The 10,950-nt window shown below is 49.5% G+C and carries 11 protein-coding genes; 8 read left to right on the top strand and 3 right to left on the bottom strand.

Annotated elements, in window-relative coordinates:
- Positions 1-5 precede the first annotated feature (5 nt).
- Positions 6-887 (top strand): protease HtpX, encoded by an 882-nt coding sequence (gene htpX, locus IEV89_RS07405; RefSeq protein WP_188472027.1) that lies wholly within the window; start codon positions 6-8, stop codon positions 885-887.
- Positions 888-968: 81 nt separating this feature from the next.
- On the opposite strand, the gene IEV89_RS07400 is transcribed toward htpX, so the two are convergent.
- Complete coding sequence (locus IEV89_RS07400; RefSeq protein WP_188472025.1) at positions 969-2,363, bottom strand: MFS transporter; 1,395 nt, start codon at positions 2,361-2,363, stop codon at positions 969-971.
- A gap of 237 nt (positions 2,364-2,600) precedes the next feature.
- On the opposite strand from IEV89_RS07400, the gene kdgR reads away from it, so the two are divergent.
- Complete coding sequence (gene kdgR / locus IEV89_RS07395; protein WP_188472023.1) at positions 2,601-3,398, top strand: DNA-binding transcriptional regulator KdgR; 798 nt, start codon at positions 2,601-2,603, stop codon at positions 3,396-3,398.
- Between the two features lie 78 nt (positions 3,399-3,476).
- Here kdgR and IEV89_RS07390 read toward each other — a convergent pair whose 3' ends face one another.
- The gene (locus tag IEV89_RS07390) at positions 3,477-4,229 is read right to left on the bottom strand and encodes an IclR family transcriptional regulator (RefSeq protein ID WP_188472021.1); all 753 of its coding nucleotides are present in this window, start codon (positions 4,227-4,229) and stop codon (positions 3,477-3,479) included.
- A gap of 403 nt (positions 4,230-4,632) precedes the next feature.
- Between IEV89_RS07390 and IEV89_RS07385 the strand changes: the two genes are divergently transcribed.
- The 6 genes from IEV89_RS07385 to IEV89_RS07360 all read left to right on the top strand — a co-directional run bounded on the left by IEV89_RS07385 (position 4,633) and on the right by IEV89_RS07360 (position 9,442).
- Complete coding sequence (locus IEV89_RS07385) at positions 4,633-5,025, top strand: RidA family protein (RefSeq protein ID WP_188472019.1); 393 nt, start codon at positions 4,633-4,635, stop codon at positions 5,023-5,025.
- 135 nt (positions 5,026-5,160) lie between these two features.
- Positions 5,161-5,997, top strand: coding sequence for an ABC transporter substrate-binding protein (locus IEV89_RS07380; protein ID WP_188472017.1), 837 nt, complete (start codon positions 5,161-5,163; stop codon positions 5,995-5,997).
- Positions 5,998-6,046: 49 nt separating this feature from the next.
- The gene (locus IEV89_RS07375) at positions 6,047-6,784 is read left to right on the top strand and encodes an amino acid ABC transporter permease (RefSeq protein ID WP_188472015.1); all 738 of its coding nucleotides are present in this window, start codon (positions 6,047-6,049) and stop codon (positions 6,782-6,784) included.
- Positions 6,781-7,425 carry an amino acid ABC transporter permease gene (locus IEV89_RS07370; protein WP_188472013.1) on the top strand — a complete coding sequence of 215 codons (645 nt, stop codon included), beginning with the start codon at positions 6,781-6,783 and terminating at the stop codon, positions 7,423-7,425. The genes IEV89_RS07375 and IEV89_RS07370 overlap by 4 nt, the downstream gene beginning before the upstream one ends.
- Positions 7,422-8,159 (top strand): amino acid ABC transporter ATP-binding protein, encoded by a 738-nt coding sequence (locus IEV89_RS07365; RefSeq protein ID WP_188472011.1) that lies wholly within the window; start codon positions 7,422-7,424, stop codon positions 8,157-8,159. The genes IEV89_RS07370 and IEV89_RS07365 overlap by 4 nt, the downstream gene beginning before the upstream one ends.
- 11 nt (positions 8,160-8,170) lie before the next feature.
- Positions 8,171-9,442 carry an alanine racemase gene (locus IEV89_RS07360; RefSeq protein WP_188472009.1) on the top strand — a complete coding sequence of 424 codons (1,272 nt, stop codon included), beginning with the start codon at positions 8,171-8,173 and terminating at the stop codon, positions 9,440-9,442.
- Between the two features lie 81 nt (positions 9,443-9,523).
- On the opposite strand, the gene IEV89_RS07355 is transcribed toward IEV89_RS07360, so the two are convergent.
- The gene (locus tag IEV89_RS07355) at positions 9,524-10,915 is read right to left on the bottom strand and encodes an L-cystine transporter (protein WP_188472007.1); all 1,392 of its coding nucleotides are present in this window, start codon (positions 10,913-10,915) and stop codon (positions 9,524-9,526) included.
- Between the last annotated feature and the right edge of the window lie 35 nt (positions 10,916-10,950).

Here is a 10,950-nt window from a genome sequence, read left to right as displayed (position 1 = left end):
ATTTTATGATGCGTATAGGGTTATTCCTGATAACTAACCTGGCGGTCATGCTGATCTTCGGTCTGGTACTGAGTCTTACCGGTATTCAGTCGAGCAGTGTACAAGGGCTGATGATCATGGCTGGTCTGTTCGGTTTCGGTGGCTCCTTCGTATCCTTACTGATGTCCAAATGGATGGCGTTGCGTTCAGTTGGCGGTGAAGTCATCGAGCAACCACGTAACGAAACGGAGCGCTGGCTGGTCGAAACGGTTCGCCGTCAGTCCCAACAGGCGGGCATTGCGATGCCGCAGGTCGCGATTTACCACGCGCCGGATATTAACGCTTTTGCTACTGGCGCACGTCGAGATGCATCGCTGGTAGCGGTGAGTACTGGCCTGCTGCAAAGCATGAGTCAAGACGAAGCTGAAGCGGTGATCGCCCATGAAATCAGCCATGTTGCTAACGGTGACATGGTGACGATGACTCTGATTCAGGGCGTCGTGAACACCTTCGTGATATTTATTTCCCGGCTGATCGCTCAGGTTGCATCAGGTTTCCTTTCTGGCAACCGTGATGGTGAAGAAAGCAGTGGCGGTAACCCGATGATTTACTTCGCGGTAGCGACCGTGCTGGAACTGGTCTTTGGGATTTTGGCCAGTATCATCACCATGTGGTTCTCGCGTCATCGCGAGTTTTATGCGGATGCCGGTTCAGCCAAACTGGTTGGCCGTGAAAAAATGATTGCTGCACTGCAACGCTTGAAAACCAGCCATGAACCGCAGGAAGCAGGCAGTATGATGGCGTTTTGTATTAACGGTAAGTCAAAGTCATTCAGCGAATTGTTTATGTCGCACCCGCCGCTGGATAAGCGTATCGAAGCATTGCGGAGCGGACAGTACATCAAGTAACGGATTATCATTATCTGCAAAAGAAAAACCCGGCCTAAATGGCCGGGTTTTTTAATGCCCATGCTTTGTCGAATCAGGTTTTTAGGGTTTTGCTGCTGTTTCTTTCTGACTGGCAGTTGGTTGGGTCAGACGCATAAAGCTGACTAAGGCTCCGGCACCCGCCAGAGTCCCTGCGAGAATCAACGACGCGTGGGTACCATGGTCCGGGAAAAGATTGAGCATCAACGCAACCAGCGCTGCCCCTGTTGTCTGGCCAAGAAGCCTTGCCGTACCCAGCAGTCCACTCGCACCGCCGCTGCGGCTGCGTGGCGCTGAGGTGATGATGGTGTGGTTATTCGGCGACTGGAACAGGCCAAATCCGGCACCACAGATCAACATACGCCAGATGATGTTCAGGTTTGAGGGATCTTGTGGTAGCAATGAGAGCGAATAAAGCCCGAACGATAGGACAATCAGCCCAATGCCGCCCAGCATTCCAGGGTGATAACGCTCAACCAATCGGCCAGCAATAGGTGCCATCACCATGGTGGCCAGTGGCCATGGGGTTAATAGCAAACCGGTGGATACAGAATCCAGTCCCAGCGTATTTTGCAGGAAGAAGGGCAGCGAAACGAAAGCCAACATCTGCGCGCTGAACGAACATAATGACGTACCCAGTGACATCGCAAAAATAGGAATTCGCAGCAGATCGACCGGTAATAACGGAAAGGGACGTGATAACTGGCGACGAACGAAGAACCCACCGATGATAAGCATAGCGACCACTTCGGCTAACACCAGCAGCTTGTTTTGCCCTTGAGCAAAACCGCTGATAGCCGTGATCAGCAGGCCGAAGGTTAAGGCATTCATCAGACTACTGGTGAAATCAAAACGCTGCCCTTGGCTTTTGCTGCTGTTAGCGGGCAAAAACTTCAGCCCCAGCGCCAATGCGGCAATACCAATGGGCAGGTTAATGGCAAATAGCCACTGCCAGGATGCTATCGATAAAATACCTGCGGCGACGGTCGGCCCAGCGGCCGAAGAAACGGCAACGATCAGGGCGTTAATCCCCATCCCTCGCCCGAGGAAGCGCTGAGGGTAGATAATTCGTATCAGTGCAGTGTTGACACTCATGATCGCCGCCGCGCCAAATCCCTGCAATATGCGCGCAATAGTTAGGGTCGTGAGTGAGTCAGATAGGGCGCAAAACAGCGAAGTAATACTGAAGACCAATAGCCCCGTTTGATAGATTCGGCGGTAACCGAAAATATCCCCAAGCGACGCCAGCGAAAGCAGCGAAATAGTGACCGCGAGCTGGTAGGCGTTGACCACCCAGATTGAAGATGCCGGGCTGGCATTCAAATCTTTGGCGATGGTCGGTAATGCCACGTTGGCAATAGCGCCATCCAGCACAGAAACAGTAATGCCGAGAGCGATAGCCAGAATCGCCCCATAGCGTTGAGGAGTAGGAAGCCCGTCATTTGGCGTGAGAGTCATGAATGAGTGCCGACATTAAAGATAATAATAAGAGGGAATATTACCACGCTAATGACTATTGAGTAACAATCGTGACTAATAAGAATCGTGAGAAATATTGTAAGAAAAGTGATGAATATTCGGGGTAAAAACTCAGCTTTTTTTATCGGTGATTGCGGTTCTCAAAAGCTTGCCATTATAATGAAAACTGTGTTCTATTTTTTTTGAAACAAAACTAACGCGGCAGGTAAGAGAGTTATGGCTAACGCAGATCTTGATAAACAACCGGATTCCGTCTCCTCAGTTCTGAAAGTTTTTGGCATTTTGCAGGCTCTGGGAGAAGAAAGAGAGATTGGTATTACTGAACTTTCGCAACGTGTAATGATGTCAAAAAGTACCGTATATCGCTTTTTACAGACGATGAAATCGTCAGGTTATGTCGCTCAGGAAGGCGAGTCGGAGAAGTACTCTTTAACACTGAAGTTGTTTGAGCTGGGCGCGAAAGCTTTACAGAATGTCGATCTTATTCGTAGCGCAGATATTCAGATGCGAGAATTATCCCGTCTGACGCGTGAAACCATTCATCTTGGGGCACTGGATGAAGATGGCGTCGGCATTGTTTATATTCACAAAATTGACTCTATGTACAACTTGCGGATGTATTCACGTATAGGTCGCCGCAATCCTCTTCACAGCACAGCAATTGGTAAAGCGCTGCTAGCGTGGGGTGAGCGCAGTGAAGTCGACGCGTTGCTGTCAGAAATTGAGTTTACCCGCAGTACTGAAAATACTTTGCCTGATGCTCCGGCTTTACACCATGAACTGGTGAAAGTTCGTGAACAGGGCTTCGGTGAAGATATTGAAGAGCAGGAGCAAGGACTGCGTTGTATCGCGGTACCGGTGTTTGATCGTTTTGGTGTGGTTACCGCGGGCCTGAGTATTTCTTTCCCAACTATCCGTTTTTCGGAAGAAAGCAAAAAAGACTATGTCAGCATGCTGCACACTGCAGCGCGCAACATCTCCCAACAGTTGGGTTATCACGACTATCCGTTCTAATGAGCAAAACTCCTAAACTTGCCCCACATGTTGGGCAAGTTTAGGAGGAACCCACGCATTGTCTTCCAGCGGAGAACATCAGGTCAAATCAGAGAGCTTATGCCCTGCGTCGATCAGTTCTTTTAGCAGCATCTGGCGGCGATCTTCTGGGGTGTCTCGACTCACCATAAAGCAGATGGCGGCTACAGCCTGACCGCCACGCGAACGAATCGGTGCGGCCATGCAGCAGGTAAAGCTCTCAGATAAGCCTTCAGTCAGGCAATATCCCAAATGACCGGCATAGTGAATCTCGTTGAGGAAGGTCTGCTTGTCTAACGTTTTACCGTTAGCCAATTGGTAATCTTCTTCGGGGATCAGTTTGAGAATATCGCTATCTGACCAGTTGCTTAGCAGTAAACGACCTGTTGCGGTCCAGGTAATCGGCACCCGTACACCGATATCTGAGGTGATTTTAAAGGGACGCGCGCTACTTTCTGAAAGTACCACGGTGTATTTGTTACCTTCCAACATGCAAAGCTGAACGGTTTCCCCATGTCGCGCTACTATTTCAACCATCAACTGATGTGACCGTCGAATCAGATCGTTATGGGCCATATAGTCCGCACCATAGTAGTGCATCTCACGGCCGAAAAACACGGCACCCTCTGCATCTAACTCAACCAAGCCAGCCTCACCGAGTAAGTTAACCAGATCATATACGCTTGAGCGCGGAGCCCCGGTTGCTTCGATCAAATCCCGCATTGCCATTGGCCGACCCGCAATATGTAGCTGGCGGAAAATATCGATAACCCTGTCAACACCGCGCGCCCGTGATACTTTCTCATCTGGCATAAGCCAACTCTCCTGTTGTTGTGGTGTGAAGGGAATAGATTAAAAAGCATCATACACGGACGCATGAATTTAACCCATCCCCGCCGTTAAAGAATTCATCCTGATGCCTATTTAATATTTAAACTGTACGTTCTATTTGGGGGCCCCATTTTGGCGCGCAGTGATTAATGGCGTCTAATTAAATAAGATAAGGATCACATTTTAATCGGCAGCGTTTGGTTGAGATGTTTATTTATGAGACCCAGAACACATCACGTGGAATTAATTAATCTTGCACATATTGCAAAAGCTCATTTCATATGCAAATCTGAGTGTGTCCGGTATCAGAGATTGCTGTCTTATATATCGGACGGTTGATGTGTCGAAGTGGACGCAGCATTATCTCACACAGGAGCAGTATTGCATGACGATTAAACGTTACGGTGTTGACGGTGGAACGGGCACGGGCGGCCAGAAACTCCCCTTTTCACGTGCTGTTGAGGCCGATGGCTGGTTATATATCTCTGGCCAAACTCCCATGCAGGACGGTGAAGTCGTGGAGGGCGGCATCATTGAACAAACGCAACTGGCGTTCGATAATTGTCTAACGATTATGCGTGAAGCAGGTTATCGGGTGGAGGATGTCGTACACGTCACTGCGGTGTTAACTGATGCGCGTTATTTCAGCTCATTTAATAAAGTATTCAGTGAGATATTTAGCGGCAACCCGCCAGCCCGTATCTGTAGTGTTCAAGATTTAGTTGTTGACTGTAAAGTTGAAGTGGACATGAAATGCTTCCGCGCGGATCGTAAATAGTTATTACCCATTAAGTCAGATTAGCGATTTATTTAATTCTACGACTACACCAGGACAGTATTTTATTCACTACGCTTTTCATTTTTCTGTGAAATTTTATTTTCATATCGTCTCCATTTTATAAAGAGAGAAAAAATGAATACAACATCGCTGAAAGTCAGTGTCAAAGCAGTGGCTGCTACATTGGTATTACTGACGTTGGCTGGCTGTACACCGACCGAAGATAAAAAAGAAGCCGGTGCAGCACCGCAATCCGCCTTGCAAACCGTGCTTCAGCGCGGCACTTTGCGCGTGGGTGACTGCCTGAGTTTCGCCCCGTTCGGTTTTTATGATAAAGACGGTAATGCCGATGGTTATGACGTCGATCTCGCGAAAGCATTAGCAAAAGAGATGGGCGTGAAGCTGGAGATGGTGAATACCACCAGCGCCAACCGAATTCCAAACCTGCAGACGAATAAAGTGGATGTGGTGTTCTGTAACTTCACTCGAAATCTCGACCGTGCGAAAGAAATTACTTTTACCAATCCGTATGTTGTGGCGAGTGAAGCGATGCTGGTTCGCAAAAATAGCGGGATTCAATCGGCACATGATATGGCGGGTAAAACGATTGCCACGGTTAAAGGTTCAACCAACGGCGATGAGGTTCGTAACCTGGGTATTAAGGTGAATATTCAGGAATATGACTCCTCTCAGGCGGCTATCCTCGCAGTAAAACAGGGGCAGGCCGATGCCATGATTGAAGATAACAACTTCCTGGCCTACCAGGCCAAGCTGGATCCCACACTGGTTGTGACCAATGAAGCCTTAGTTCCATTGGAATACAATGCGTTCGCTGTAAAACAAGGTGACCAGGTTTGGGCGAACTACCTTAATGAGTTCCTCTTCGAGATTAACGCATCAGGCGATAATGCCACACTTTATCAGAAATGGTTTGGCAACAAACCACGCTATCCCCTGAACCCGCAGTATTGACAGCATACGGCGCGGCAATTCATGCCGCGCCTCTCGAAGGAGTAAGACCATGAGTTATCAATGGCTAACCCTATGGCGCTATGGTGATACGTTTCTTTCTGCCGCTTGGTTGACACTACAGGTCACCGTTGTTGCCTTTGCACTTGCCGTAGCACTGGGCTTGATCTCAGCATTGGCGAAATCATCCTCCTTGTCCGTAGTGCGTTTGATCAGCCACTGTTATGTAGAATTTATTCGTAATACGCCGGTGTTGCTGCAGATTTTTATCATTTTCTTTGGCTTGCCCTCTCTTGGTATCACGATGAATGCGTTTACTGCAGGTGTATTGGCGCTGGGGATAAATGTCGGGGCATATTTGTCGGAAACCTTCCGAGCGGGCATTCAGTCTGTACCCAAAGGTCAACTCGAGGCTGCTTGGGTGCTTGGGATACCTAAAAGTGAGGTATTTATGAGTGTCATACTGCCGCAAGCCGCGCGAGCAGTATGGCCGGCAATTATTAACAACCTGATTCAGCTCTTGCTGGGGACTTCGTTACTTTCGGCCATTGCGCTTCCGGAACTCACCGGCACAGCAACCGTGATAAATGCACGTACATTGTTGTATATCCAGACCTTCAGCATTGTGACGGTCATATATCTTCTGTTCAGTAATATTTTCTCATGGCTGGGCAATCTCGCTGGTCGGCACATGTTTCATCCGGCGCTGGTGACCTCGAAGAAAAAAGCCAATGGGTGGTGGCCGAAAAAAGGACTCGCTCATTCAGCGAAAGGGGGAAACTCCCAATGAGTGAATTGATCATCAATTCCTTACCGATGTTATTGGAAGGGCTCGGTATTACCTTATTACTTTCCGTCGCCGCGATTATAGGCAGTACGCTGCTCGGTTTGCTGGCGGCAGTAATGCGCACAAGTGGTTTGCCTATTGTTAAGCAGATTGCCGTGCTGTACACCGAACTGTTTCGCGGTACCCCGGTGCTGATAACGCTGATGTTCATCTATTTTGGTGTTGCCTACTTCGGCTATGACATCAACCTTTTTGCTGCGGGGATTATGGGTTTAAGCATTTATCAGGGAGCCTATATTGCGGAAATTTTTCGCGGCGGTATTGAAGCTGTACCAAAAGGACAATGGGAAGTTTCATGGATCCTGGGGCTTTCGAAACGCCAAACTTTTATGAGCGTTGTGTTACCACAAACGCGTGGGATCGTACTGCCGCCTTTAGTCGGCCAATATTTATCGCTGATTAAAGATACGTCGATTGTTAGCATGATCGGTATGTCCGAATTGATGCATCAGGGGCAGGCGATTGTCGATCGCATCGGTCAGCCAGTAGTGATTTACGGTCTTGTCTCCTTGCTCTATTTCGCGGTCTGCTTTCCGCTTTCTCGTTGGGTTCAACATCATCAAACCAGGAGTCAGTTATCATGAGTAAACCCGCCATTATGTTGAATAATGTGACCAAGTCGTTCGGCTCTACACAGGTGCTGAAGGAAATCAGCCTTGATGTCTCACTGGGTGAGGTATTGGTACTGATTGGTGCTTCTGGTTCCGGTAAAAGTACTGTACTGCGTATCATGAGCGGTCTTGAGAAAGCCGACGGCGGTGAGGTTTGGGTGAATCATGTGCCTTTACATGACAATAAACGTTCCCGCGAGATCTGTGGTCACGTTGGCATGGTTTTCCAACAATTTAACTTATTTCCACATAAAACCGCACTTGGCAATGTGACACTGGCGTTGATTAAAGCGCAAAAGTTGTCCGTAGCAGAGGCCAATAAGCGGGGCATGGCTGCCCTGGCGCGTGTTGGCCTGTCGGAACGCTCACATCACTATCCAGCACAGTTATCTGGTGGTCAGCAGCAGCGAGTCGCCATTGCACGGGCGCTGGCCGTTGAACCTAAGATTATGTTTTTTGATGAAGCCACGTCAGCTCTCGATCCGGAATTGGTGGGTGAAGTCATGGAGGTCATGCGCAGTCTGGCGCGCGAAGGCATGACGATGGTGGTCGTCACTCATGAAATGGGTTTCGCCCGCAAAACAGCTGACCGTGTAGTGTTTATGGATCAGGGCGTTATTGCCGAGCAAGGTACGCCGGAGCAGATTTTTGTTAATCCGCAGAATCTACGCACCCAACAATTCTTATCGCGCGTGCTTGAGCACTAATAGGAGGAATGATGTCTCTTCACTTTCCACTGCGAGCCGATGGATTACTCGACCCACAGCAAGCAGCACCACGGTTTAAATCAGTCGCGGGGGCAGGTAATGCACCGTTGCCAAACGGCACGCCGGTATTGAGCAGCGATGATGTATTTTCACCGCTGATGCTTATGAAGCAGTCGGCATTAGACAATAATTTGCGTCAATTGGCCTCTTTCTGCCGCGAAAATGGCGTATTGCTTGCGGCGCACGGTAAAACGTCCATGTCGCCAGCGATCCTTCGTCGTGCGATCACGGAAGGAGAGGCCTGGGGATTGGGGGCCGCCACGCCGTCCCAAGTGCGCGCATTACGCCAGTTCGGCATTCGCAATGTTTTTTTAGCCAATGAATTGGTCGATCCTGCCGGGATACGCTGGATTGCACAGTGGCAGCAAGAGCATCCTGAACACGATTTTCTTTGCTACGTCGATTCGTTGCAGGGCGTGACGCTTTTGGAGCAAAACCTTGGCAGCAGTCGGATCTCCGTACTGATAGAGATGTCTATTAGCGGCGGTCGCACTGGGTGTCGTTCATCGGATGAGGCCATAAAAATTGCAGAAGCTATCGCGACTAGCGAGGTTCTACAACTGGTTGGCGTGGCCGGTTATGAAGGCGCACTGGGAGCCGGGCGTGACGCGTCAGGCATTGCGCGGGTGAAAGATTATTGTGAAATGATGATCGCCACAGCGGCACTTCTGGCGGAGAAGAACCTGTTTAATAGCGATAATATTATTCTCAGCGCTGGCGGTGGTGCCTGGTTTGACGTAGTGACTTCCTGCTTTACTGCGGCAACCCTGCCATTGCCTATTACGCCGCTTATCCGTTCTGGTGCATACATGGCGCATGATAACGGTCTTTACTCACGTATCGCACCTTTTGCCCAGCCAGGCGCTACGCACCATTTCGATGCGGCACTGGAAATCTGGGGACGTGTATTATCCCGTCCAGAACCGGGGTTGGCCTTGGTCGATTTTGGTCGTCGTGATGTGCCGTTCGATCAAGACTTGCCCAACCCGCTGTGGATCCGCAATGCTGATGGAAGTGAACCACGATCTGCAAGCCATCTGCGCATCAGTGACGTTAACGATCATCATGCTTATTTATTGTTGCCAGTGGATGAAAAATTACATCCGGGCGATTGGGTAGGGTGCGGTATTTCTCACCCCTGTACTGCGTTTGATAAATGGCGTTACCTGCCGCTGGTTGATGATGATTATCGCATTACTGACTCGCTGGAAACCGCATTTTAAGCCATAAACATTAGCGATAAAAAAAGGCCGCAACGTCATCCGTTGTGGCCTTTTTCACATGCTCAACTGACAAACGTCACATTAACGATGTGCTAATTCGGCATTGTCATCAGCATTCATTACTGATTTATCTGTTTGACGCAGAAGCTGGCTGGTAAGGGTACCTGCAGTCATTGAACCACTTACGTTAAGTGCAGTACGGCCCATGTCGATCAGCGGTTCAACAGAAATCAGTAACGCAACCAGAGTGACCGGCAAGCCCATCGCAGGTAGCACAATCAGCGCAGCGAAAGTTGCCCCACCGCCCACACCCGCAACGCCAGCGGAACTCAGGGTAACAATGCCGACCAGCGTGGCTATCCAGATGGGGTCAAACGGGTTGATGCCCATCGTTGGCGCGACCATGACTGCCAGCATCGCCGGGTATAAACCGGCACAACCGTTCTGGCCGATGGTGGCACCAAAAGAAGCAGAGAAGCTGGCGATGGATTCGGGAACACCCAGACGACGAGTCTGTGCTTCTATGTTCAATGGGATTGTTGCTGCACTTGAACGACTGGTGAACGCAAAGGTCAGCACTGGCCAGACTTTACGGAAGAACCTGGACGGGTTCACACCGGTGAATGACAGCAGCAGCGCGTGTACCACAAACATGATCGCCAGACCGAGGTAAGAGGCAACCACAAAGCTACCGAGTTTAACAATATCCTGGACATTAGAACCGGCGACCACTTTGGTCATCAACGCCAGCACGCCGTAAGGGGTCAGTTTCATGACCAGACGTACCAGTTTCATCACCCAGGCTTGCAGCGTGTCAATGAACGCCAATACGCGCGGACCTTTTTCCTGATCGTCTTTCACCAGTTGCAGGGCAGCAACCCCCACAAAGGCGGCGAATATCACCACGCTGATAATTGAAGTTGGGCTCGCGCCAGTCAAATCAGCAAAGGGATTCTTTGGAATAAAGGAAAGAATCAGCTGTGGCATTGTCAGATCGGCGACTTTACCCACATAGGTACTTTGCAGTGCAGATAGACGCGCCGTTTCCTGAGTACCTTGTACCAGGCCGTCTGCTGTCAGGCCGAACAAACCGGTTACAAACACACCGACCAGTGCGGCAATCAGCGTGGTAAACAGCAGGGTACCGATAGTCAGAAAACTGATTTTGCCCAGTGAGGAAGCATTATGTAACTTAGCCACTGCACTCAGAATAGAAACGAACACCAACGGCATAACGATCATTTGCAGTAGCTGTACGTAACCGTTCCCGACAATGTTGAACCAGCTAATGGACGCTTTGAGGACAGGATCATCTGAGCCGTAAATCAGCTGCAATGCCAGACCAAAGAGCACGCCGATCACCAGACCCACTAAAACTTTTTTTGCCAGACTCCACTGCTTGTGGCGGGTTTGCGCCAATAGCAAAAGGAGGGCAACGAAGACCACTACGTTAATGACGAGCGGAAGATTCATACCCAGATCTCCAAATTATTCATTATTTGATTATA

This window comes from Hafnia psychrotolerans (assembly GCF_014639435.1).
In the GTDB taxonomy this organism is placed as follows: domain Bacteria; phylum Pseudomonadota; class Gammaproteobacteria; order Enterobacterales; family Enterobacteriaceae; genus Ewingella; species Ewingella psychrotolerans.
The sequence above is the reverse complement of the archived record's forward strand: the minus strand, read 5'-3'. Positions and strand labels throughout refer to the sequence as shown.

Coding starts and splice junctions, on each gene's coding strand:
- htpX (WP_188472027.1), top strand. CDS start 6: ATGATGCGTATAGGGTTATTCCTGATAACTAACCTGGCGGTCATGCTG.
- IEV89_RS07400 (WP_188472025.1), bottom strand. CDS start 2,363: ATGACTCTCACGCCAAATGACGGGCTTCCTACTCCTCAACGCTATGGG.
- kdgR (WP_188472023.1), top strand. CDS start 2,601: ATGGCTAACGCAGATCTTGATAAACAACCGGATTCCGTCTCCTCAGTT.
- IEV89_RS07390 (WP_188472021.1), bottom strand. CDS start 4,229: ATGCCAGATGAGAAAGTATCACGGGCGCGCGGTGTTGACAGGGTTATC.
- IEV89_RS07385 (WP_188472019.1), top strand. CDS start 4,633: ATGACGATTAAACGTTACGGTGTTGACGGTGGAACGGGCACGGGCGGC.
- IEV89_RS07380 (WP_188472017.1), top strand. CDS start 5,161: ATGAATACAACATCGCTGAAAGTCAGTGTCAAAGCAGTGGCTGCTACA.
- IEV89_RS07375 (WP_188472015.1), top strand. CDS start 6,047: ATGAGTTATCAATGGCTAACCCTATGGCGCTATGGTGATACGTTTCTT.
- IEV89_RS07370 (WP_188472013.1), top strand. CDS start 6,781: ATGAGTGAATTGATCATCAATTCCTTACCGATGTTATTGGAAGGGCTC.
- IEV89_RS07365 (WP_188472011.1), top strand. CDS start 7,422: ATGAGTAAACCCGCCATTATGTTGAATAATGTGACCAAGTCGTTCGGC.
- IEV89_RS07360 (WP_188472009.1), top strand. CDS start 8,171: ATGTCTCTTCACTTTCCACTGCGAGCCGATGGATTACTCGACCCACAG.
- IEV89_RS07355 (WP_188472007.1), bottom strand. CDS start 10,915: ATGAATCTTCCGCTCGTCATTAACGTAGTGGTCTTCGTTGCCCTCCTT.